Origin of the sequence: Flavobacterium sp. (assembly GCF_013822155.1) — a bacterium.
Taxonomy (GTDB): domain Bacteria; phylum Bacteroidota; class Bacteroidia; order Flavobacteriales; family Flavobacteriaceae; genus Flavobacterium.
On record NZ_PNJW01000028.1, the window covers coordinates 12006 to 36720 of the forward strand.

A 24715-nucleotide genomic window follows, 5' to 3' on the forward strand; every position below is an offset into this window, starting at 1 on the left:
CTTCTATGTAGACTATTTTAATTTGGAATAATATAATGGAATTTATTTATAATTTAAACGAAATTGATACAATTGCTCAACAAGTAATTGCTCAAAATCCTGAGAAAGTCATTCTTTTTAACGGTTTAATGGGCGTTGGAAAAACAACTTTTATCAAAGCTTTATCAAAGAGACTGGGTGTTGAAAATCCAACTTCAAGTCCCACTTTTTCCTTAGTGAATGAATACCAAGCAAAAGAGAGTTTGGTGTATCATTTTGATGTTTATCGTTTAAAAAATGAAATGGAAGCTCTCGATTTTGGAATTGAAGATTATCTTTATTCCGGCAATTGGTGTTTCATTGAATGGGCAGAAAAAATACCGAATCTAATACCGGAGAAACACAATGTCATTACTATAGAAATTTTGGATAACGGTAATCGAAAATTAATTTTAGACTGATTTTAATTTTTACCATAATAAGTCATTTACGTTTTTTTATTCAACTTTTTTGATGGCAAGAACTTATATGACTACTATGTTTTAAAAATTTATTTTTCGATAAAAAATAACTCTTTTTAATTCCAAAATATTTCCTAAATTAGAACTTTATTTCAAACCTAATTTATGCCTCTGACTCCCTTCTCCAAACAACAATTACTTCCGCAGGAAGAAAAGTTGGAAATTGCCCGACATAAAAGTGAATTGTTTATTGGCATTCCAAAAGAAACCTCCTACCAAGAACGCAGAATTTGTTTGACTCCTGATGCCGTAAGTTCATTAGTTTCTCATGGACATCGAGTACTATTAGAAGCCGGAGCCGGAGAAAGTGCCAGTTATTCTGACAAAGAATATAGTGATGCCGGTGCTGAAATTACGCAAGACCCAAAAAAAGTTTTCAGTTGTCCGATGATTCTAAAAGTCGAACCGCTTACTTCCGCAGAAATAGAAATGATAAATATGAATACTATTGTCATTTCAGCTATACAATTAAAAACTAGAAAAAAAGAATATTTCGAAAAATTAGCCAAAAAGAAAATCACAGCTTTTGCTTTTGAATTCATTAAAGATGATGATGGCTCCTACCCTGCTGTAAAATCTTTGAGTGAAATTGCAGGAACTGCTTCGATATTAATTGCTGCCGAATTAATGATTAACAATCAATTTGGAAAAGGATTACTATTTGGGAATATTACAGGGGTTGCTCCTACCGATGTTGTGATAATTGGGGCAGGAACAGTGGGTGAATTTGCTGCTAAAACGGCCATTGGATTAGGGGCAAATGTCAAAGTTTTTGATAATTCAATTACAAAATTGAGACGCCTACAAAATAATTTAAAACAACCGATTTTTACTTCAACCATACAACCTAAATCCTTATTAAAAGCTCTTCGTCGTTGTGATGTGGCAATTGGTGCCATTCGAGGACAAAACAGAACACCTGTTGTAGTGACTGAAACCATGGTAGAACACATGAAAAAAGGTGCCGTAATTGTTGACGTAAGTATCGATACCGGTGGATGTTTCGAAACCTCTGAAATTACAACACATGAGAAACCAACCTTTATCAAAAATAATGTAGTGCATTATTGTGTTCCGAATATTCCGTCACGTTATTCTAAAACCGCTTCTTTGTCAATAAGCAATATTTTAACACCCTATTTAATACAAATTGCTGAAGATGGTGGAGTAGAAAGTGCCATTCGATGTAATCGCGGCTTGAAAAACGGTTTATATTTTTACCATGGTATTTTAACCAATAAATCCATTGGAGATTGGTTTGATTTACCAAATAGTGATATCAATTTGATTGTGTTTTAGGGTTTTGTTCGTACTTTTGCACCGTTAAAATTCTTTCCTAATGAAGTTCTACCAACGTTTCGCTTTTTTTCTTTTCGGATTATTAATTGGAATCATTTTCTTAGTTTATTTTTTGGGAGCAAAAGCAAAAGCTAGAGGTGTCACATTTTGTTATTTGCCCAATTGCAGGGTTTTAAAAGATATCAGAAGTAAGCCATTTTTCTATTCTGAAAATTCATCAAAAGTTCTAGCGGAGAGTTGGATTGATACGGTAGACATCAAAAACACGTTGACTTATGGTGAAGTCGATTTTAGTAAAAGTAATATCAAAGAAGGTGCTGCTAAATTATACATCATCGAAGGCAAAACTATAAATCAAGTTCCGGTTACTTTAGAAGTATTAAATTACGAATCTAAAGTAGTTTTAAAAGAAATAAAAAAATAAAACATTATGCAACATATTATTGATCGATTTATCAGCTATGTAACGATAGACACAGAATCTGATCCAAATTCGGAAACAACACCAAGCTCAAAAAAACAATTAGTTTTAGCTAAAAATTTAGTAAAAGAACTCAAAACAATTGGAATGGAAGATGTAACCATTGACAAAAATGGTTATGTGATGGCTACATTGCCCAGTAATGTTGAACACGAAGTTCCGACGATAGGATTTGTTTCACATTATGATACAACTCCGGATTTTACAGGTGCAAATGTGAAACCACAAATTATAGAAAATTATGATGGAAAAGATATTGTATTGAATGCTGAACAAAATATAATATTATCGCCTTCCTATTTTAAAGACTTGTTGCAATATAAAGGTCAAACCCTTATCACTACTGACGGAACTACTCTTTTGGGAGCTGATGACAAAGCAGGTATTACCGAAATTGTCACAGCAATGGAATACCTAATCAAAAATCCTGAAATTAAACACGGAAAAATACGAGTTGGTTTTACACCCGATGAAGAAATTGGTCGTGGAGCTCACCACTTTGACGTAGAAAAATTTGGTGCTGAATGGGCTTACACAATGGATGGCAGTCAAATTGGTGAATTAGAATATGAAAATTTCAATGCTGCCGGTGCCAAAATCACTTTCAAAGGGAAAAGCGTTCACCCGGGTTATGCGAAAGGAAAAATGATTAATTCGATGCTTTTAGCCAACAAGTTTATTTCAAAATTACCAAAAAAAGAAGTTCCAGAAGCAACCAAAGGTTATGAAGGATTTTTTCATGTAACCGGAATTACCGGAAGTATTGAAGAAAGCACTGTTTCATTGATTGTTCGTGATCATGACAAAAAAATATTCAAAAAAAGAAAAGACTTTTTACATGAATTGACCGCCAAATTCAATAAAAAATACCAAAAACAATTTGGCGAAGATATTGTAATTATCGAAATTAAGGACCAATATTTTAACATGAAAGAAAAGGTAAAGCCTGTTTTTCATATTGTTGAAATTGCTGAAAAAGCGATGAAAAAACTAGGTATCAAACCAATTATAAAACCTATTCGTGGCGGAACAGACGGTTGTCAATTATCCTACAAAGGTTTACCTTGTCCGAATATATTTGCTGGTGGACACAATTTCCATGGAAAGTACGAATATGTTCCGGTTGAAAGCATGCAAAAAGCGATAGAAGTCATTGTTAAAATTGCAGAATTGACAGCGGAGAAAAAATAATTTTTATACTTTATTTTGCCACTCATTCACTGATTTTATTTATTTTTAATCTGCGACCCGAAACCGGAGGTTGAACAGACGAAGTAATCAGTGGCTTTATTTATTATGGAAGACAGCAAAACTTGGAACAGAAACCATCAATGGATTGAAGAAATTGAATTACTCAAATCCATCATCGTGAAAACCGATTTGGTTGAAACAACTAAATGGGGTGGCATTGTTTATACTTGGAACAATCGTAACATCATAGGAATCGGAGGTTTCAAAGATTATTTTACCATTTGGTTTTTTAACGGTGTTTTTCTACCGGATGAAAAAAAGATTTTAGTCAATGCAAACGAAGGTGTAACCAAAGGTTTGAGGCAATGGCGATTTACATCTAAAAAAGAAGTAAATGAAAAATTAATTCTTCACTATGTAAACCAAGCTATTGAAAACGAGAAAAATGGACTTTCTATCAAACCGGAAAAAAAAGAAGTAAAACCATCAGATTTTTTCCTTTCAAAACTTGATGAGGACCATAATCTCATTAAAAAATTTAAAGCTTTTTCACCTTTCAAGCAAAAGGAATTTATTGAATATATTGACTCTGCTAAACAGGAAAAAACAAAACATGACCGTTTTGAAAAAATAAAACCGATGCTTTTGTCAAACATCGGTTTAAATGATAAATATCGAAAGTAATTTATTTCTTTTCAGCTAATTTAGCACTCATTTCCATTGAAATGGCTGAACGTTCCATTTTTAGTTTTCCCGACATGGTTTCAATTACCACTGTTCCTTCAGAAACTTCAGCAATTTTACCGTGAAGACCACTTTTAGTGATAATTCTATCACCAACTTTTAAACTACTTTCAAATTCTTTTTCTTGCTTTGCTCTTTTTTGTTGTGGTCTTATCATAAAAAAATAAATAACCACGAACATTAATAAAAAAGGTAATAATGATTGCAAATTTTCCATACTATTGATTTACTGTTGTTTGTGTTTCTACTGGTTTAACTTTTGGCGTAACTTCTGCATTAATTGTCAACACTTCTCTTGTGGATAAAGTATTAGCAACAATCGTTACGGATTTTTGTTGTTTGCCCGGTTTACCGTTACTGTCAAAAGTAACTTTCATTTTACTTGACTTTCCTGGTTTTATCGGTTCTTTTGGATAATCCGGCACGGTACAACCGCATGAACCTGATGCATTTGAAATAATTAAATCAGCATCGCCGGTATTAGTAAATGTAAAATAAGTTTCTACTTTATCTCCTTCATTAATTACTCCAAAATTATGTTCTTTTTTTCCAAATGTCATTACCGGATATTTTCCGTCAACAGGAGCCTTAGCGGTTTGCTCAGGTGTTTGACCATTTTCAGTAACGGGTTGAACGGGCATTGGATTTCCATTGGCATCAACTTGTTTCGCTTCAGAATTCATTGGAACATCTGCACTTTTAGGATCAACTTTTGAAAGTGCATCTTCTTTTTTACAGGAAGTTGTTAAAGCAAAAGCTAAAACAGCCATCACATACATTGATTTTTTAATCATAATTCTAAATTTTAAAAGTTACATTAAACCTCTACCGGTTTTTTTTAATTTATCTGTTTTTTGAAAATCTTTAACTAAATTATCTAAAATACCATTAATAAAAATACTGCTTTTTGGAGTAGCATATTCTTTAGCAATTTCTAAATACTCATTAATGGTTACTTTTATTGGAATAGATGGAAATTTTAAAAATTCACAAATTGCCATTTTGAGCATAATTGTATCAACTTCAGAAATACGTTCCGGATCCCAATTTGGTGTTCTGTCGATATATTCTTTGGCTAAATCATTTTCATTCAAAACTGTTTTTCTAAACAAATCGCGGGCAAAATCTTTATCTTCAGCATCCTTATACAAAGGCAAAACCGAAAAAGATTTTTCATTATGCTCTTCAATATGCTTTAACTGTTTTAAAAGGCTAGTATTTACTAACGGAATGTCATCAACCCAAGTAATTCTGAAATCTTCTAAATAATCATATAACTTCTCATTAGAAGCGATCAATTCCGTAAAAATGTCGGTTACAAATTTTTTATCGGCTTCAAAAGAACTAGAAGTGTCCGCTAAATAATTTTGGTAAATGGCACTTTTTTTAATTTCATCTAAAATAATGAGAATTAAATCATCATTTTGAGACCAATTATTGATTTTACGATTTTCTAAAGCAATAGATATTGAATTATTATCTTCTAAAAATTGTAAAACTTTATTAGCAATAAATTTTCTGTTTGGCTTTAAATCTTCAGCAGTAGCCAGGTGTTTTTTTGATGCTTTTTCTAAAAAGACTTCTTCTTTCTTTTTAATTTCAATCAAAGTTGAAACGACAATCAAATATAAATCCTGAATACTTTCTAAGCTAGAAAACAAGAACTTCTCTTCTTTTTCCAAATCTTCAGAACCACTTTGATGCATTGCATAAATGATTTGCAATACTTTAACGCGAATATGTCTTCTATTTATCACCCTGTAAGAACTTTTTAAAAAATTAGTGACGCCCCTAAGAGCGTCACAAAAATAGTACTATTTTGTCGGAAACAAATTATTTACCGCTTTCTTTTTTACGTTGGTCAATTCTATTTTGAGCAATTGTTAAGGCAGCTTGGTGTGTTGTAATATTATTTTTTACAGCATAATCAAAAATTTCTAACGTAGTATGATAGATATTTTCTGTTCTTCTCATTGATTCCGCTTTGTCATAATGTTCAATTTCAGCATATACGTTGATGATACCTCCGGCATTAATTAAGAAATCAGGAGCATATAAAATTCCTCTTTCTTGCAAAATTTTTCCGTGAACATTTTCATTGGCTAATTGATTATTGGCAGCTCCGGCAACAATTGATGCATTCAATTTATATACTGTATCATCATTAATGGTTGCACCTAATGCACAAGGAGCATAAATATCAACATCTGCACTATATAAATCAGAACCGGTGAAAACTTTTGCACCATACTGTGCTCCTACTTCATTCAATCGATTTATGTTAATATCAGCAATTGTGACAATGGCACCTTCTTTCGTTAAATAATCAACTAAAGTTTCACCTACATGGCCAATTCCTTGTACCAAAACTTTTTTTCCGGCTAAAGAATCTGAACCATATTTGTATTTAGCAGCCGCTTTCATTCCCATATAAACACCAAAAGCTGTTACGGGTGATGGATTTCCTGAACCTCCACGAGATTCAGATATTCCAGTTACATAAGGAGTAACATCTCTCACCGTATCCATATCTTCGGTTTGCATACCTACATCTTCAGCTGTAATATATTTTCCGCTTAACGAATGAACAAATTCACCAAATTTACGCATTAATTCAGGTGTTTTTTGTGTTTTAGCATCACCAATAATGACTGCTTTTCCGCCACCAAGGTTCAATCCTGTGATAGCAGATTTATAGGTCATTCCACGTGATAAACGCAAAACGTCGTTCAATGCTTCCCACTCATTCGTGTAATTCCACATTCTTGTTCCTCCTAATGCAGGTCCTAAAACTGTGTTATGAATTCCAATTATTGCTTTCAAACCAGTATCTTTGTCGTTGCAAAAAACAATTTGCTCGTGATTATCAAAGGATACTTGACCGAAAACCGGATCCATTTTTTGAAGTTCTTTAGGAGTTGTTACTTCTGCTATCATAGTTAAAAATTTAAAAAGTATAAATTATGATTTTGTCAAAAAGACACAGCAAAAATAGGGTTAAATTCAAAAGAATGCAATATAATTTAATAATTTTAGCAATTTGTTAATCTTTTACATGAATTCAATACAATTCAAAAATAGAATAATTCTCATTTTTTTAACATTTTTAAATTACTAGATTCGTTTTATATCGATTTACAATGAAAGAACTTCACTATTTAAATAAATATTTCATCAAATATAAATACCGCTTTTTATTAGGTATTTTAATTACCATCATAGCTCAGATATTTTCCCTTTTTACGCCAAAATTAATTAGTAAATCGTTAAATATCATTGAAGAATATATAAAAAATCCAATCAAGGATAGCAGTTTAATCAAACAAGAATTACTGCTCAGTCTAGGTTTAATCATTGGAGCAACCATTATTGCAGGCTTTTTGACATTTTTAATGCGACAAACTTTAATTGTCATGTCTCGTTATGTAGAATTTGATTTAAAAAATGAAGTTTTTCAGCATTACGAACGATTATCTCAAAGTTTTTACAAACAAAACAGAACGGGAGATTTAATGAATCGAATATCAGAAGATGTTGGCAAAGTTAGAATGTACGTGGGCCCAGCAGTTATGTATACTATCAATACCTTTATACGTTTTGCCATCGTTATTCTATATATGTATAACGTTTCGCCAAAATTGACGCTGTATACTTTGTTGCCTTTACCATTATTATCGTACTGTATTTTCAAATTAAGTTCTGAAATCAATAAAAGAAGTACAATATATCAAGAGAATTTATCCAATTTATCGAGTTTTTCACAAGAAATTTTCTCCGGAATTCGAGTTATAAAAGCCTACGCCTTAGAAGGACAAAACAAAAAAGTTTTTAACAATTTATCCCAAGAAAGTCGTGAAAAGAACATGCGTTTAGCTGTTGTTAACGCTTTATTTGGACCGTTAATGATTTTATTAATTGGTTTAAGCAATTTAGTAGTTATCTATTTTGGTGGCATGATGTATATTGATAGTACAATTCCTAACATAGGAACAATTGCTGAATTCATATTGTATGTCAATATGTTAACTTGGCCAGTAGCTTCAATTGGTTGGGTATCATCACTTGTTCAGGAAGCAGAAGCGTCTCAAAAAAGGATTAATGAATTTTTGAAAATTGAACCTGAGATTCAAAATAAAAATCCGAATCACGTTATTTTGAAAGGTACAATTGAATTTAAAAATGTTAGTTTCAGCTATGAAGACACTAATATTCAAGCCTTAAACAATATTTCTTTTAAAGTTGAAAAAGGAGAAACTTTAGCTATTTTAGGTAAAACAGGTTCCGGAAAATCAACAATTCTATCACTTATTTGTCGGTTATATGATGTTGAAAACGGTTCAGTTACCATGGATGGAGTAAAATTAGCTGAATTAAATTTGTACGATTTACGAAACAGTATTGGAATTGTTCCACAAGATGCGTTTCTTTTTTCGGACAGTATTAAAAACAATATCAAATTTGGTAAAGAAGAAGCTACTGATGAAGAAGTTGTTGAGGCTGCAAAAAAAGCAGTTGTTCACAACAATATAATCAATTTTAAAAATCAGTATGAAACCATCTTAGGGGAACGCGGAATAACACTTTCTGGTGGGCAAAAACAGCGAGTCTCTATTGCCCGGGCAATTATCAAAGATCCCGAAATCTTGCTTTTTGACGATTGCTTATCAGCTGTTGATACTGAAACTGAAGAGCAAATTTTGAATAATTTATTTGAAATTTGTAAAAACAAAACCACCATAATTGTAAGTCATCGCGTATCCTCTGCAAAGAATGCAGACAAAATTATCATTCTCGAGGAAGGCGAAATTTTACAACAAGGCACTCATTCTCAATTAGTAAATCAAGAAGGTTACTATAAGGAATTGTATCTGAAACAACTTTCTGAAAAAGAATTGTCATAATTTTTTGATAATTCAATTATTTTTTAGATTTTTGGTTACAACTTACAACACTTAATTTGACAGAAAGATTATGAGAGAAAATGAAATGTTAGAAAAAGATGAGATTTTTTCTAAAGTTTTAAGAGCAGGAAGAAGAACTTATTTCTTCGATGTTAGAGCTACTAAAGCCGATGATTACTACATCACAATTACTGAAAGTAAAAAATTTACGGAGGAAGACGGTTCTTTTCACTTTAAAAAACACAAAATTTATTTATACAAAGAAGATTTTGTAGCTTTTAAAGAAATTTTAGATGATATGACTTCTTACGTTTTAGACCACAAAGGAGAAGAAGTAATTTCTGAAAGACATCAAAAAGATTTCAAAAAAGAATATACTGTTGATGCAGATGAGACCGAAGATTCTCCGAAAGCAAGTTTTACAGACATCGATTTTGATGATATTTAAAAAAGCAAATCCCTTCTGAAAAGAGGGGATTTTTTTTATCCTATTCGCAAACCATTTGCTACTTTTACATCTGAAGTCAAAAGTACAATATCATTCTCCTCTCCTACTGAGCCTAAAACTAAACATTCACTATTAAATTTTCCAATCTGTTTTTTAGGAAAATTAATAACGGCTACAATCTGTTTTCCAATCAAAACATCTCTAGAATAACGTTTAGTAATTTGTGCTGAAGTCTTTCGAATTCCAATTTCATCCCCAAAATCAATGATTAATTGATAAGCCGGTTTTCTGGCTTCCGGAAAATCATTTACTTCTAAAATGGTTCCAATACGCATTTCGACTTTTTCAAATTCTTCCCAAGTTAGCATCCTATTTATTCTTAAAAATTTAAAGTTAAAAATAGGAATACTTCCTCAAAATTTCATAACTTTAAGCAATAACTTTTTATTAAACTTTTTTAATGGCCAGGACAGCATCTAAAATGAGTTCATTAGGGACTTTAGCACCGAATTTTCTATTAAAAGACACTAATTCAGGTAACTTTTTTACCTTTTCTGATTGCAAAGGAGAAAAAGGAACATTGGTGTTTTTTATTTGTAATCATTGTCCTTTTGTTCATCATGTAATCGAAGAAATTATTATGGTTGCCAATGATTACAGGGTGCAAGGCATTGGTATTGTTGCTATTTCAAGTAACGATGTCGTGCAATATCCACAAGATAGTCCGGAATTAATGACCGAATTTGCCTTTGAAAATAAATTTGAGTTTCCTTATTTATATGATGAAACACAAGAAGTTGCCAAGGCTTTTGATGCCGCATGCACTCCTGATTTTTTTCTATTTGACAATCAAGATAAATTAGTATATCGTGGGCAATTAGATGACTCTCGTCCCGGAAACGGAATTCCGCTTAGTGGAAGCGATTTAAGAGGAGCTATAGATAGTTTGTTATATAATCGCATCATCAATCCGAATCAAAAACCAAGTATTGGTTGTAATATTAAATGGAAAAAATAAATGGAAATAGTTCATATTAGTGCCGAATGTTATCCGGTTGCAAAAGTAGGCGGTCTAGCCGATGTGGTTGGAGCTTTGCCAAAATATCTAACAAAATTAGGCCATTTAACTAAAGTTGTTGTTCCTGGTTATGATACCAAATTTTCGAGAGAAAATGAATTTGTTTCGGTTCATCAAGGATTATTAAAATTAGGCTGGTTCCAATTTTCCTACACCGTTTTCAAAGAAAAAACAAATAAATTAGGTTTCGAATTATATTTAATTGCAATTCCTGAATTGTTTGATAGACCAAATGTGTATTCCTATGAAGATGACACCGAGCGATTTACTGCTTTTCAAGTCGCTTTTTTAAATTGGATAACCGAAACCAATCAAATTCCCGATATTATTCATTGCCATGATCATCACACCGGATTAATTCCGTTTATGATGTCACATGCCCCAATTTATCAACATTTGAATCGTGTTCCAACGCTTTTAACCATTCACAATGGACAATATCAGGGATGGTTTGGTTTTGATAAATTGCATTATTTACCAAAAGTAAGTTCTTCTCGTTTGGGCTTTTTAGAATGGAACGGAATGATAAATCCGTTGGCTTCTGCCATTAAATGTGCTTGGAAAGTAACAACTGTTTCTCCCAGCTATTTAGATGAATTAAGTGAAAAAGCGAATGGATTAGAAAATCTTTTACGATTTGAACGTCCTAAATGCCTCGGAATATTAAATGGAATTGATTCAGAAGTTTGGAATCCGGATACCGATGAAATGTTAGAAAATAAGTATTCGATTAAAAATGCAAAAGTCGGAAAAGCAAAAAATAAAAAATTCCTTTGTGAGCAATTTAATTTGGATCCTTCTAAACCGCTTTTCACTTTTATCGGACGATTAGTGGATGAAAAAGGGGCTGATTTATTACCGGAAATTTGTAGTATTGCTTTAAATCGAAACCCTAATGAAATTAATATTTTAATTTTAGGTTCCGGTGATCCATATGTAGAACATGGTTTAACACAATTAACCCATTTTTATGGTGGGAATTACAACACTTATATTGGTTATAATGAAAACTTAGCCCATAAAATTTATGCCGGAGCAGATTATTTACTCATGCCTTCAAGGGTTGAACCTTGTGGACTAAATCAACTTTATGCGTTACGATACGGCACTATTCCTATCGTTAGAAGAACAGGAGGGCTCAAAGATACTGTTCTCGATATAGGCGATGGTGGATTTGGAATTTGCCATGATCATACTAGTGTTTATGATGTGAATCATTCTATAACTAGAGCAATTGATTTGTTTAACGATACCAAACAATTTGATTCAATCCGAAAAACAATTATGCAAATAGACCATTCATGGGATAAAGTTGCACAAGAATATGTTGAAGTTTACCAATCATTAAAAAATAATTAAAATGAAAAAAAGTGTATTAGCAATCATTTTAGGAGGAGGGCAAGGTTCCAGATTATATCCATTAACTGAAAGTCGTTCAAAACCTGCTGTGCCCATTGCCGGGAAATATCGTTTGGTTGATATTCCGATTTCAAATTGTATCAATTCAGATATCAAACGAATGTTTGTGTTGACCCAATTTAACTCCGCTTCACTAAATCAACACATCAAAAACACCTATCATTTCAGCTATTTCAGTACTGCCTTTGTAGATATTTTGGCTGCTGAACAAACGCCGGATAATCCTACTTGGTTTCAAGGAACAGCGGATGCCGTTCGACAATGCATGCAACATTTTTTGAATCATGAATTTGATTATGCTTTAATATTGTCAGGTGATCAATTGTATCAAATGGATTTTAATTTGATGATTGAAGCTCATCAAAAAAGCGGAGCAACCATAACTATTGCAACACTTCCTGTTTCTGCAAAAGAAGCTACCGATTTTGGGATTTTAAAAACCGATGAAAATAGTTTAATAACTTCTTTTATTGAAAAACCTGCTACTGATTTGTTGCCGCAATGGACTTCCGAAGTCAGTGATGAAATGAAAAAAGATGGCAAACATTATTTGGCTTCCATGGGTATTTATATTTTTAATAGAGATTTATTAATTGAATTAATGTCAAATTCAACTACTAAGGATTTTGGAAAAGAAATTATTCCGCAAGCAATCGGAAATCAAAAAATATTAAGTTACCAATATGAAGGATATTGGACGGACATTGGAAATATTGATTCATTTTTTGAAGCTAATTTAGGATTAACTGATTCCATTCCGAAGTTTAATTTATTTGACAATTCCAGTAAAATTTATACCCGTGCCCGTGTATTGCCTCCAAGTAAAATATTGGGTAGAACGTATATTGAAAAATCAATGGTAGCCGAAGGTTGTATTCTTAATTCTGCAAAAATTGAGCATTCCGTCATTGGCATCAGAGCAAGAGTTGACGAAGATACTACGATTCAAAACTCCTATGTAATGGGTAGCGATTTCTATCAAAATTTAGATGAAATCAGTCATAATAATGAAAATAACATCATCAATATAGGTATTGGAAAACGTTGTTTTATCAATAATACAATTGTCGATAAAAATTGTAGAATTGGGAACGATGTTTATCTAAACGGTGGTCACCATCTGGAAGATGCCAATACTCCATTTTACACGATTAAAGAAGGCATTATTGTTGTGAAAAAAGGGGCTACTTTACCGGATGGATTTAGATTAGAATAACTTTTTGTTACTGATTCATGGATTTATAACTGTGAATCAGTAACTTTTTTTCTTTAAAATAACATCAACCGGTCTATTGGTCCTGGGTCCAAATTGTTGTGCTTGCCGTTCATTTTCGGATGAACATAAAATATACATGTTATAGGGAGAAAGCGGGATTATTTGTGTTTCAAAATGACCACCGTTTTCTTCTTTATCAATATCTTCAATTTTTACACTAAAAATGTCTGCCGTGAATGTATTAACGACAGAAAGCAAATAATAATCTTTGGCAAAAGGAAAAAACCATTTTCCTTCCGGATTTGAATTCTCTACTTTATTATTATTTCTGTCTAATTTGTAATTAGGTGTAAAAAGTAATGGTTTATTGTTATTTACCCAACTCCAACGGTTATTTTTATTTATTACATCGCTCCCACTGCTATCTACTATTGTGATTTTTAGGTTTTTGATGTTTTCAGTTTTTCCTTGTTCATGCACATTTATTACTAAATACGATGTAAAGTCATAACCACAATGTTGTACATTAATGACTTGAGATTGAGCTGAAAAATTAAATAAAATAAAAAATAGAAATAAAAAACGCATAACTGAAAACTGATTTTGTAAATATACGAAAGCAATAGTTATTCCAAAAAAGAAAGCATTCTTTTCAGAATGCTTCTTTTATATTTGAATGAATTGAATTTTATGAATTTTCAAGGATTTTTAACCTTTGCCTTTCACCTATCATCCATTAGCAACAATCTATTTCACATCCATTAATTCTACATCAAAAATCAATGTAGCATCCGGTGGAATAACACCTCCCGCACCGCGAGAACCATATCCAAGGAACGAAGGAATCACAAAACGGGCTTTATCTCCCACTTGTAATAACTGAATACCTTCATCCCAACCTTCAATTACGTGACCTTTTCCTAGAGGAAAATCGATTGGCTGTTTTCTTTTATAGGAAGAATCGAAAACCACTCCGTTTTCTAATGAACCTGAGTAATGAACCGAAACAGTTTTGCCTTTTTCAGCTAGTTTTCCATTTCCTTTTTGAATGATTTTGTAACGTAAGCCACTTTCTGTCTTTTCGAATCCGGCAGCTAATTTTTCCAAAGCTTCTTCCGCTTTTGCTTTTTCTTCCGCTATTCTTTTTTCCCGAGAACCTTCAAATGTTCTGAAAGCTTCAATAGCATTCCATTTTTGTGCTTCGTCACCTACTCTAATAATTTCCAATGTTTCCAAAACATCACCTTGAGCAATAGCATCAACAACATCTTGACCTTCCACTACATTTCCAAAAACGGTGTGTTTTTTATCTAACCAAGGAGTTGCAACGTGCGTAATAAAAAATTGTGATCCGTTAGAACCCGGACCTGAATTTGCCATCGATAAAACACCTGGTCCGTCATGACGTAAATCCGGATGAAACTCATCGTCAAATTGATAACCCGGACCACCTGTTCCTAATCCTTGTGGACAACCACCTTGAATCATAAAATCAGCAATCACACGGTGAAATTTTAAACCGTCATAATACGGTATTCCCATTGGTTTTGCATCGTTTTCTAATTGACCTTCAGCCAAACCTACAAAGTTTCCAACCGTTCCCGGTGTTTTATCATGTGTTAATTTGACTAAAATGGTTCCTTTAGTTGTATTGAATTTAGCGTAAATTCCGTTTTCCATGTTTTCACTTTTTAAAATGTGTGCAAATTTAATACATTATTGTCGATTAATCTTAAAATTGTACTTTTGAATCTATCAACAAATAAAACAATGGAATCTCTTTTTGACAAATCCGATAATGACGCAATTATTCAACGTATTCATTCTTTAAATTCGGACAGCAAACCCTTGTGGGGGAAAATGAATGTCGCTCAAATGCTTTCACATTGTCAGGCTCCGCTGGATGTTGCTACTGGGGACTTACAATTAAAATCTAATTTCATTTTGCAGCTAATAGGTAAATTATATAAAAAGAAAATACTTGCCGCTCCCGGATTTAAAAAAAACAGTCCAACTGCTCCCGATTTCTTACGAAATAATCCAGTAGATTTTGAACAGGCAAAATCGGAATTGATTGCGAAAGTTTTAAAATTTTCGACCCTCGGACCAAAAGTAATTGCCAACTCTAAGCATCCCTTTTTTGGTGAAATGACCCATGAAGAATGGGATCTATTACAATGGAAACACTTAAACCATCATTTAAATCAATTTGGCGTTTAAAATGGAAAATATCCCCGATTATATTAATATCAACAAGGAAACTTGGAATAAGAAAACAGCTGTTCATGTGGCATCTGATTTTTATAATAACGAAGCCTTTTTAAATGGAAAATCATCATTGAACAGTTTTGAAATTGATTTATTAGGCGATGTTTCCCATAAAAAGATTTTACATCTACAATGTCATTTTGGACAAGACACACTTTCTTTAGCCAGATTAGGGGCAAAAGTTACCGGAATTGATTTTTCGGATCAAGCGATTGAAAAAGCAAAAGAATATTCAAAACAACTCGATTTAGATGCCTCTTTTATTTGTTGTGATGTTTATGACACCCCTAATCATTTGGACGAAAAGTTTGATATTGTTTTTACAAGTTACGGCACTATCGGTTGGTTACCTGATATGGACAAATGGGCTGCTATTGTTTCTCACTTTTTAAAGCCGAGTGGCACATTCGTGTTTGTTGAATTTCATCCCTTTATTTGGATGTTTGATAATGATTTCAAAGAAGTATTTTATAATTATTTTAAATCGGAACCTATTATAGAAGAGGAAATGGGTACTTATGCTGATAAAAAGGCTTCCTTGATTCAAAAAACTGTTTCATGGAATCACTCCCTATCAGAAGTTGTAAATGCATTAATTCAAAATGGTTTATCTATCCATTCTCTGAATGAATATGATTATTCGCCCTACAATTGTTTGAATGGTATGGAAGAGTTTGAAACCGGGAAATTTAGAATAAAAATCTTTGAAAATAAAGTCCCGTTGATTTATTCAATTAAGGCTTCTAAAAAGTAAACCCTTATCTTTGTTCCCATAAATTACAAAAATGCGAATAGATATCATAACCGTTTTACCTGAACTTTTGAAAAGTCCGTTTGAAGCTTCCATTTTAAAAAGAGCTATTGACAAAGGTTTAGCTGAAGTTCATGTGCACAATTTGAGAGATTACACCACAAATAAGCAGAAAAGTGTAGATGATTATCAATTTGGTGGCGGTGCCGGAATGGTCATGTCGATTCAACCGATAGATGATTGTATCGCCAAATTAAAAAGTGAACGCCACTATGACGAGGTGATTTATATGTCGCCCGATGGTGAAACATTAAACCAAAAAATGGCCAATTCGATGTCGCTTTTAAATAATATCATCATTTTATGCGGACATTATAAAGGAGTCGACCAACGGGTTCGGGACCATTTTATCACCAAAGAAATTTCAATTGGTGATTATGTGCTTTCCGGTGGTGAATTGGGAGCTGCTGTTTTGTCGGATGCGATTATTCGTTTGATACCCGGAGTTTTGAGTAATGAAACCTCTGCTTTAACAGATAGTTTTCAGGATAATTTGTTATCTGGACCCATATATACCCGACCGGCAGAATACAAAGGTTGGAAAGTACCCGATGTTTTACTAAGTGGCAACTTTGCAGAAATTGACAAATGGCGGGAGAATAAGGCATATGAACACACTAAAAACCGACGTCCGGATTTATTGGAAGAGTAACTAATCAATTGCAAATGAACCCAATCAAAACTGCCCTTCTAGCCTACGGACTTTCAGGCAAAATTTTTCACGCTCCTTTTTTGGAAACTAATGAAGGGTTTGAATTATATGCCGTTTTAGAAAGAAACAGTCAAAAAGCCAAGTTAGATTATGTAAAAATTAAAAGTTATGCTTCCTTAGAAGAACTATTAGCCGATGATTTGATTGAATTAGTTGTCGTAAATACACCAAACAACACCCATTTCGAACTGGCAAAAGCAGTTTTACTGGCCAAAAAGCATGTGCTTTTAGAAAAACCAGCCACAACAACACCTGAGGAATTCAAAGAATTAATAACCCTTGCAGATTCTGTTGACAAAAAGGTTTTTGTTTACCAAAACAGGCGATGGAGTAGCGATATCTGTTCTGCAAAAGAAGTCATCAATTCCGGAAAGTTAGGTAACATTGTCGAAGTTCATTTGCGTTTTGATCGCTATCGACCAACCATTGGAATCAAAGCATTTAAAGAAAAAGAAGTACCAGGAAGTGGTATTTTATATGATTTGGGTGCACACTTAATTGATCAAGCGATTTCAATTTTTGGAAAACCAGAAAACCATTTTGTAAAAAAAGGAATGTACAGAGAAGGTACTTTAGTTGATGATTATGCCTTTGTGCATCTCTCATTTGCCAATCAAGCGAATGTTTTTATTACAGTTAGCCAACATGTATTGGACATTCAACCAGGAATTGTCATACATGGCACAAAAGGAAGTTTTATCAAAGAGTTTTGTGATGAACAGGAAAATCAATTGATGATGGGGATTTCACCATTAGCCGAAAACTTTGGTTTTGAAAAATTTAATAAAGCAGGAAAACTAACTTTTGTGAATGATAATAATGAAATAGTATCAGAATTCATTCCTTCTAAAAAAGGAAATTTTAACGGATTGTTTGAGGAAGTATATAATTGCATTCGAAATCAAAAAGATTTTTCAGTGAAGGACGATGAAATCATTTGGCAATTAAAATTACTGAGCAATAAATAAAAGTAGACTATTTTACTCGAAATTTAAAAATATTTATTACTTTTGCACCCACATTTAGACCAACCTCTGACGAAAATCGTGAATGTTGCTCTGATAATCATTATTTTAACTTAATTGTTATGGCAGATTTAATGAAATTCGTAGAAAGCGAATTTGTAACAAAAAAAGATTTTCCAGAATTTGGAGCCGGTGATACTATCACTGTTTATTATGAAATTAAAGAGGGTGAAAAAACCAGAACGCAGTTCTTCAAAGGAGTTGTAATCCAAAGAAGAGGTTCAGGAGCTACTGAAACCTTTACTATTCGTAAAATGTCAGGTGCTGTTGGGGTGGAAAGAATTTTCCCTGTAAACATGCCTGCTCTTCAAAAAGTAGAAGTTAACCAAAGAGGTAAAGTTCGTAGAGCTAGAATTTTCTACTTCAGAGACCTTACAGGTAAGAAAGCAAAAATCAAAGAAAGAAGAAGATAATCTTTTTTCGAGTTATACCAAATCCCGTTTTGAAATTCAAAACGGGATTTTTTATTTATTAGAGGCAACAAAATTATTCTCTTTTAATTTTCATCGCAAAAAACTATCTTCGCTTTGAATTGCTATTCACATTACAATTCATTTTTCAGAATGAACGATATCCTTCAAACTCCTATCGAATACCTTAAGGGCGTTGGTCCTTCTCGAGGCGAAATGCTTCGAAAAGAACTCAGCATTCATCGGTATGGAGATTTGTTGACTTTCTTTCCAAATCGCTATATCGACCGCACACGATATTATAAAATCAATGAATTGCAATCACGAAGTGTTGGTAGTAATGCAGAAGTGCAAGTTATTGGAAAAATTATTCACCTTAAAACAGTTGAGCAAAAAAAAGGAAGAGGACGATTAGTTGCAACTTTTGTTGATGAAACCGGCGAAATGGAATTGGTTTGGTTTCAGGGTCAGAAATGGATTCGCGAAAGTTTAAAACTCAATACACCTTATGTTGCTTTTGGAAAAGTTACCGCTTTTTCAGCAATGTATAACATGGCTCATCCTGAATTAGAATTATTGGAAGAACATAAAGAAAGTCTGCGTTCAGCTTTGCAACCGGTTTATCCTTCCACTGAAAAACTGACTCAAAGAGGCATTTCTAATCGAACAATAAATAAAATGATGCAACAATTGTTTGTGGAAACACAAGCTCGTTTTTCAGAAACGTTGCCAAACTATTTAGTAGATGAATTAAAATTGATTCCGAAAAATGCTGCTTTATTCAACATTCATTTTCCAAAAAGTCAAGATTTATTGGCGAGAGCACAATTTCGATTAAAGTTTGAAGAGTTGTTTTTTATACAACTACAATTAATTACTAAAAACCTTATTCGAAAACATAAAATCAAAGGATATCCATTTGAAAAAGTGGGTACCTATTTTAATAATTTTTACCAGCATCATTTACCTTTTGAATTAACAAATGCTCAAAAAAGAGTGTTGAAAGAAATTCGAAATGATTTAGGGAGTAATGCCCAAATGAATCGTTTATTACAAGGCGATGTTGGTTCAGGAAAAACAATTGTTGCGTTAATGTGCATGCTGATAGCCTTGGATAACGGATTCCAAAGTTGTTTGATGGCACCTACGGAAATATTAGCTACACAACATTTTAATGGGTTAAGTGATCTAGCAAAAGACTTGAATATCCAAATAAAATTACTCACCGGTTCCACAAAAACGGCTGAACGTAAAATCATTCATGAGCAATTAGAAAGTGGTGAATTACATATTTTAATTGGCACCCATGCTTTGTTGGAAGATAAAGTTCAGTTTAATAACTTAGGATTAGCTATTATTGATGAACAACATCGATTTGGTGTTGAACAACGTTCTAAATTATGGAAGAAAAATGACATTCCTCCTCACGTTTTGGTGATGACGGCTACCCCAATACCGAGAACTTTAGCGATGAGTTTATATGGAGATTTAGATATTTCGGTGATTGATGAGTTACCTCCGGGCAGAAAACCTATTCAAACCGTTCACCGATTTGATTCCAATCGATTAAAAGTTTGGAAATTTTTAAAAGATGAAATTGCCAAAGGCCGTCAAATCTATATTGTATATCCGTTGATTAACGAAAGTGAGAAAATGGATTACAAAGATTTAATGGATGGTTATGAAAGTATTTCTCGTGATTTTCCATTGCCTCATTACAGCGTTTCCATTGTTCACGGACAGATGAAAGCAGCCGCTAAAGAGGAAGAAATGCGTCGTTTTGCTTTAGGTAAAACTAATATTATGGTAGCCACAACAGTCATTGAAGTTGGCGTTAATGTGCCCAATGCCAGTGTGATGGTGATTGAAAGTGCCGAGCGTTTTGGCCTTTCACAACTACATCAACTTCGAGGTCGCGTTGGTCGTGGTGCGGAGCAAAGTTATTGCATTTTAATGACGAGCCACAAATTGAGTGATGACAGTAAAACAAGATTAGAAACGATGTGTAAAACCAACGACGGTTTTGAAATCGCTGAAGTAGATTTAAAACTTCGTGGCCCGGGTGATCTTATGGGAACACAACAAAGTGGCGTTTTGAATTTACAAATTGCAGATTTGGTTAAGGACCGAGACATTTTACAATTAGCAAGACATGAAGCAATGAAATTATTGAAAAAAGACGCCTCTATGACTTTACCGGAACATCAGACCTTAAGAACCGTTTTTATTGAATTGAGCAAAAAGAAAAATATATGGAATTATATCAGTTAGAAGATTCAGATTTGCTTCGCCACTCAACTTTAAAGCTCGTGAAAAATTTCAAATTTCAGGTTTCAAGTTTTAGGTTGAGAAAAAAATGTATATTTAATGCTAATTCTAATTTAATCACTAAAGACTAAAGATTTTTCACTAATCACTAAGGACTATTCACTAAGGACTAATTACTAATCACTATTCACTAAAATGGTTCAATACAACCCAAAAGACTGGATTACATTTATTTTCAGATTTCATAAATCAGATACGTTCAGGCAATTAATTCCAATGATGATTTTCATAGGATTATATACGTTTGGGGTTGGTTACTTAGAAATCATCTATTGGAAAATGTCTGAGAAAAATCATTTAAGCAACATTACGCTCATGCATAATATGCTTGGTTTTGTGATTTCTTTATTATTGGTTTTTCGAACTAATACAGCTTATGACCGTTGGTGGGAAGGCAGAAAATTATGGGGTTCTCTTGTTAACAACAGTCGAAATCTTGCTATCAAATTAAGTGTCATTTTAAAAGAAGAAAGCGATCGTTTATATTTCAAAAAACTGATTCCCGGATATGCTTCAATTTTAAGCAAGCACTTAACAAATGATGAAACCAGTAAACAATTGTTCACTGACGTGGACTTAGAGATTGATCATCATAAGCATAAACCCAACCAAATAGCAAAAATGTTGTTTCAAAAAGTTAATGATTTGTATGACCAAAAAAAAATAACAGGAGATCAATTGATTATTTTAAACAGTGAAGTTCAATCATTTACAGAAATTTGTGGAGCTTGTGAACGAATTAAAAACACACCAATACCTTACTCCTATAGTGCTTTTATAAAAAAATTTATTTTTTTCTATATCATGACTTTGCCTTTTGGTTACGTTTTTAGCTTAGGCTATTATGCCATACCTGTTGTAATTTTTATTTTTTATGTATTAGCCAGTTTAGAATTAATTGCTGAAGAAATAGAAGACCCATTTGGTATGGATGCAAATGATTTACCAATTGAAAAAATAACTGTAAATATTAAAAAACACATCGAAGAGATACTTTAGAGAAGCTATTTGTCAATGCATTAGTGCTTATTAACGACAAATATCGTTTTTAAACGATTTAATTTTTAATAGTGAATACTTAAGTTTAGTTTAGCCTCATCTAATAGAATTTGCCCGATTTTATTTGAAATAGATCCCAAGTCTAACTAAATAACTTAACCACATGAAAAAAATTACGCTTGTAATTTTCGCTGCATTTTTAGCAATAAATTGTAGCAAAGACGATTCCCCTTCGAAAGAAGATTTCACTACATTAGAAAAAAATTCTACTCAACGTTCGTTTTTAGAAAAACAGAATGAGATGAATTATGTTTTGGTAAATCAAGCTATAAAAGTTATAGGTGATTTACAAATTTATGATGACGAGAAGTTTTTGTATTTTAATTGTAAATCTATTTCTAGTTATAAAATTACTGAAATTGGACTTTATGTAGGAAATTTTGAAACTCTTCCGGTTATTCAATCAAAACCAATAAAATCAGATTTTACTTATTTTGAGGAAATTAATGATCATAAAACAGAATATGTATACAAAATCAGTAAAAAAGACATTCAAACAGATGAGAATAATTGTGCCTTCATTTCAACCTATTTCAAAATCATTAATTTAAATTCAAAAGAAACTGAATATGCTTGGAGTGTTTCAAATCATTTACCAAGCTTAGCAAATTCTAAATACTATGTTTATTGTATTCAATAGTTTATTTTCAATTATCTTAATTCAAAATTTTTAATTTTTTCTCCTTTGTATTCTTGCTATTAATAGTTGTCTGAATAATTGGTCGAGGTTTAATTTTGATCTTTCCATTTTTATCATCGACTGCCTGTAAATGTACAATTACACCTTTATTTCTATTTTCAATTTTAGCTGCTTTACTTACTTCTTTAGCATCTTTTGCAGGATCACGTAAGTATACATCAAGTTGTAAATCCGTTCCTGTACTCAATCCATAATCCCCGGCTATATCTAATTTAATTACACTAGTATTGATTTGCATCGGTTTTATCGATATTATTCCATTTTTCAAGTCAACATCACCATCAATTTTATCAATTTTGATGTTTTTAAAATTCCTATTTGGAAAAACAAATTTTCCAACATTTTCAATAGGTTCAAAATTAATTAAAGCTCCATTTCGCAAATTAAATTTTAAATTTCCAACTAAAGAGTTTTCAATTAATTTACCTTCGTTCCCTATTAACCCAGATAAATTAGTTGTAATGTCAATATCGCCTTTTATGGTATTGTGATTTATTTTGTTCATCCCAAAATTATCGAAGGAGTACAATAACTTATCAATATCACTATTCTTAACCAAAACCTGCAAGTTGAACTTTTTGCTTTTTTCTCCTGGCGTAACCATTCCTTTTACAAAATAAGTTCCGTTATTGTTTTTAATTGAAACCTCGTTAAAATGAAGACTACCTCCTACTATTGAAACTTTTGCTTTAGCATCCGTTCCATTGAATTTTTTGTAATTCAGTTTATCAATTTTCACATTGGCAACCAAATTACTGTGTTTAATCGCATTTTTAATAAATTCTTTATCTTTTGGTTTTTTAGAAATCGTATTATTTGTTTTGGAATGTAGGAGATACATAAAATCCTCTAATGCCAATTTTTGACAATATATATCCCAGTTTAAAACTATTTTTTCAGGACTGTCATAAAATAAATTCATGAAATTTTCTGAATAACCATGCATTTGAATTTTACTTTTCTCTGTTTCGCAGGAAATGTTTTTTACAATTAATTTATCTGTCGTAAATTCAAGATTTATATTATTTTTATTAAAATCAATATTTCCCGGTACATATTTAAAATCCGTATCTACAATTTTTATATCTCCAATTATAAATGGTTTTGAAATACTAAAATTAACAACATCACTTTTAAAAGTTACTTCAACATTGGCTTTGCCTTTTTTGAAATCAAAAAGTTCCTTATTTAGTAGCGAGTTTAAATGAATTACATCAAAATTTGAAACAAAATAACCGGAAGCAATTGGTTTTTTTAAATCAAGAATCATCAGGTTTTTAGTTTTAAAAGGAATGCTTTTAAAATCTCCTTGAAAATCATGTAGTAAAATAGCAGAATTAGAATCGTCAAAAAATCTGTTCTTAGCATAATCATTTGTAAACTCACCTTTGAAATTGCATTTGTCAACTTGATAATCCAGTGCTTTTAAAGTATTGTCTTTGAAATTTGTTACCACGTGAATGGATGGGTCGCCTTTCACTTTTAAATCACCAAGTATATCACATTTTACTTCGAAAGGTTTATCAAAGTCAAATTTGTTGAGTTTTTCAGCTATATTATTCGAAACTAATGAAGAGGCTTCTTTCCACAAAATGGATTTGCTGAATAAATTAATAGCAAATAATGAATTCGTTGGAGATGTTCCAAAATTTGCCGCTAATTTAAATTTTGTCTTGTCAATTTCTAAGGATTCTGAATTTACTGCAATGCTTTTTTTAGTTTTGTCATACATAGCAAAAAGATTGCCTTGAATGATTTTATTTTTTGCAAAACTTCCGTGAACGGTATTGAATGCCAAACTTTTTACTTCGGTTTTTAATTTAAGAAATAGCTCTAATTTATCATCACTAGGATTTATTTTTACATCTAAATAGTCCGTTCTAAAATCAAACAGCTTCTTGTTCGCTAAATTTTCTGAAATGAAATTTACTCTTTTCAGTAGAATTTTATTGATTTCTAAATTCAGTATTGATTCCTTCGAAGTTGTATCTTTTATAACATTTTTACGTTTTTCAAAAGCGGAAATGTTACTATATCCATTCTCATCAACATATATATCTAATGTTGTTCCTTCAATTGTAATTGATTTTATGTTGATCTCTGAATGCAAAATTGCCCAAGGTAA

26 protein-coding genes are annotated in these 24715 nt (G+C 32.2%); 18 read left to right on the forward strand and 8 right to left on the reverse strand.

Translation table 11 applies throughout. From position 1 onward, the window contains the following. Positions 1-35: 35 nt before the first annotated feature. The 5 genes from tsaE to C0512_RS08550 all read left to right on the forward strand — a co-directional run bounded on the left by tsaE (position 36) and on the right by C0512_RS08550 (position 4155). Complete coding sequence (gene tsaE / locus C0512_RS08530; protein ID WP_290860575.1) at positions 36-440, forward strand: tRNA (adenosine(37)-N6)-threonylcarbamoyltransferase complex ATPase subunit type 1 TsaE; 405 nt, start codon at positions 36-38, stop codon at positions 438-440. A 165-nt stretch (positions 441-605) separates the two neighbouring features. Then, positions 606-1799, forward strand: a complete 1194-nt coding sequence (locus C0512_RS08535; RefSeq protein WP_290860577.1) for an alanine dehydrogenase — start codon at positions 606-608, stop codon at positions 1797-1799. A 40-nt stretch (positions 1800-1839) separates the two neighbouring features. Further along, a complete protein-coding gene (locus C0512_RS08540) occupies positions 1840-2223 on the forward strand; it encodes a DUF4258 domain-containing protein (RefSeq protein ID WP_290860579.1) in 384 nt (127 codons plus the stop codon). A 6-nt stretch (positions 2224-2229) separates the two neighbouring features. Continuing rightward, on the forward strand, positions 2230-3471 hold the full coding sequence (gene pepT / locus C0512_RS08545; protein WP_290860581.1) for a peptidase T: 1242 nt from the start codon (positions 2230-2232) through the stop codon (positions 3469-3471). A 90-nt stretch (positions 3472-3561) separates the two neighbouring features. Further along, positions 3562-4155, forward strand: coding sequence for a DUF1801 domain-containing protein (locus tag C0512_RS08550; RefSeq protein ID WP_290860583.1), 594 nt, complete (start codon positions 3562-3564; stop codon positions 4153-4155). A 1-nt stretch (position 4156) separates the two neighbouring features. Here C0512_RS08550 and yajC read toward each other — a convergent pair whose 3' ends face one another. From yajC to C0512_RS08570, 4 genes are all read right to left on the reverse strand, one after another. Beyond that, complete coding sequence (gene yajC / locus C0512_RS08555; RefSeq protein WP_290860585.1) at positions 4157-4432, reverse strand: preprotein translocase subunit YajC; 276 nt, start codon at positions 4430-4432, stop codon at positions 4157-4159. A 1-nt stretch (position 4433) separates the two neighbouring features. After that, positions 4434-5009 (reverse strand): DUF1573 domain-containing protein, encoded by a 576-nt coding sequence (locus C0512_RS08560; protein WP_290860588.1) that lies wholly within the window; start codon positions 5007-5009, stop codon positions 4434-4436. An 18-nt stretch (positions 5010-5027) separates the two neighbouring features. Then, positions 5028-5939 (reverse strand): transcription antitermination factor NusB, encoded by a 912-nt coding sequence (nusB, locus tag C0512_RS08565; RefSeq protein WP_290860623.1) that lies wholly within the window; start codon positions 5937-5939, stop codon positions 5028-5030. 109 nt (positions 5940-6048) lie between these two features. Continuing rightward, a complete protein-coding gene (locus C0512_RS08570) occupies positions 6049-7152 on the reverse strand; it encodes a Glu/Leu/Phe/Val dehydrogenase (protein WP_290860590.1) in 1104 nt (367 codons plus the stop codon). A gap of 203 nt (positions 7153-7355) precedes the next feature. Here C0512_RS08570 and C0512_RS08575 point away from each other — a divergent pair, with 203 nt between their 5' ends. After that, a complete protein-coding gene (locus C0512_RS08575; protein ID WP_290860592.1) occupies positions 7356-9116 on the forward strand; it encodes an ABC transporter ATP-binding protein in 1761 nt (586 codons plus the stop codon). A gap of 70 nt (positions 9117-9186) precedes the next feature. Continuing rightward, a complete protein-coding gene (locus tag C0512_RS08580) occupies positions 9187-9564 on the forward strand; it encodes a PUR family DNA/RNA-binding protein (RefSeq protein ID WP_290860594.1) in 378 nt (125 codons plus the stop codon). Between the two features lie 35 nt (positions 9565-9599). Here the strand turns inward: C0512_RS08580 and C0512_RS08585 are convergent, their stop codons facing one another. Continuing rightward, positions 9600-9932 (reverse strand): tRNA-binding protein, encoded by a 333-nt coding sequence (locus tag C0512_RS08585; protein ID WP_290860596.1) that lies wholly within the window; start codon positions 9930-9932, stop codon positions 9600-9602. A 92-nt stretch (positions 9933-10024) separates the two neighbouring features. Between C0512_RS08585 and C0512_RS08590 the strand changes: the two genes are divergently transcribed. From C0512_RS08590 to C0512_RS08600, 3 genes are read left to right on the forward strand one after another with little or no spacing between them, the layout of a single operon-like run. Continuing rightward, the gene (locus tag C0512_RS08590) at positions 10025-10582 is read left to right on the forward strand and encodes a thioredoxin family protein (protein WP_290860598.1); all 558 of its coding nucleotides are present in this window, start codon (positions 10025-10027) and stop codon (positions 10580-10582) included. After that, the gene (locus C0512_RS08595; protein ID WP_290860600.1) at positions 10583-12001 is read left to right on the forward strand and encodes a glycogen synthase; all 1419 of its coding nucleotides are present in this window, start codon (positions 10583-10585) and stop codon (positions 11999-12001) included. A 1-nt stretch (position 12002) separates the two neighbouring features. Continuing rightward, on the forward strand, positions 12003-13277 hold the full coding sequence (locus tag C0512_RS08600; protein WP_290860602.1) for a glucose-1-phosphate adenylyltransferase: 1275 nt from the start codon (positions 12003-12005) through the stop codon (positions 13275-13277). Positions 13278-13313: 36 nt separating this feature from the next. On the opposite strand, the gene C0512_RS08605 is transcribed toward C0512_RS08600, so the two are convergent. Both C0512_RS08605 and C0512_RS08610 read right to left on the reverse strand, forming a co-directional pair. Then, positions 13314-13865, reverse strand: coding sequence for a hypothetical protein (locus C0512_RS08605; protein ID WP_290860604.1), 552 nt, complete (start codon positions 13863-13865; stop codon positions 13314-13316). Between the two features lie 159 nt (positions 13866-14024). After that, the gene (locus tag C0512_RS08610) at positions 14025-14957 is read right to left on the reverse strand and encodes a peptidylprolyl isomerase (RefSeq protein WP_290860606.1); all 933 of its coding nucleotides are present in this window, start codon (positions 14955-14957) and stop codon (positions 14025-14027) included. Between the two features lie 90 nt (positions 14958-15047). Between C0512_RS08610 and C0512_RS08615 the strand changes: the two genes are divergently transcribed. The 8 genes from C0512_RS08615 (at position 15048) to C0512_RS08650 (ending at position 22530) form a co-directional block, all read left to right on the forward strand. Then, positions 15048-15497, forward strand: coding sequence for a DUF1569 domain-containing protein (locus tag C0512_RS08615; protein WP_290860608.1), 450 nt, complete (start codon positions 15048-15050; stop codon positions 15495-15497). A 1-nt stretch (position 15498) separates the two neighbouring features. After that, a complete protein-coding gene (locus C0512_RS08620; protein WP_290860610.1) occupies positions 15499-16299 on the forward strand; it encodes a bifunctional 2-polyprenyl-6-hydroxyphenol methylase/3-demethylubiquinol 3-O-methyltransferase UbiG in 801 nt (266 codons plus the stop codon). 31 nt (positions 16300-16330) lie between these two features. Next, a complete protein-coding gene (gene trmD / locus C0512_RS08625; protein WP_290860612.1) occupies positions 16331-17008 on the forward strand; it encodes a tRNA (guanosine(37)-N1)-methyltransferase TrmD in 678 nt (225 codons plus the stop codon). A 14-nt stretch (positions 17009-17022) separates the two neighbouring features. Beyond that, positions 17023-18036: a Gfo/Idh/MocA family oxidoreductase gene (locus C0512_RS08630; protein WP_290860614.1), complete on the forward strand. Its 1014-nt coding sequence runs from the start codon at positions 17023-17025 to the stop codon at positions 18034-18036. 119 nt (positions 18037-18155) lie between these two features. Beyond that, a complete protein-coding gene (gene rplS, locus C0512_RS08635; RefSeq protein ID WP_290860615.1) occupies positions 18156-18506 on the forward strand; it encodes a 50S ribosomal protein L19 in 351 nt (116 codons plus the stop codon). A gap of 150 nt (positions 18507-18656) precedes the next feature. Beyond that, a complete protein-coding gene (recG, locus tag C0512_RS08640) occupies positions 18657-20774 on the forward strand; it encodes an ATP-dependent DNA helicase RecG (protein ID WP_290860616.1) in 2118 nt (705 codons plus the stop codon). A 192-nt stretch (positions 20775-20966) separates the two neighbouring features. Further along, the gene (locus C0512_RS08645; RefSeq protein ID WP_290860618.1) at positions 20967-21830 is read left to right on the forward strand and encodes a bestrophin family protein; all 864 of its coding nucleotides are present in this window, start codon (positions 20967-20969) and stop codon (positions 21828-21830) included. 163 nt (positions 21831-21993) lie between these two features. Further along, positions 21994-22530, forward strand: coding sequence for a hypothetical protein (locus C0512_RS08650; protein ID WP_290860619.1), 537 nt, complete (start codon positions 21994-21996; stop codon positions 22528-22530). A 16-nt stretch (positions 22531-22546) separates the two neighbouring features. Here C0512_RS08650 and C0512_RS08655 read toward each other — a convergent pair. Then, positions 22547-24715: AsmA-like C-terminal region-containing protein (locus C0512_RS08655; protein ID WP_290860621.1), on the reverse strand; the 2169-nt coding region annotated here is incomplete at its 5' end.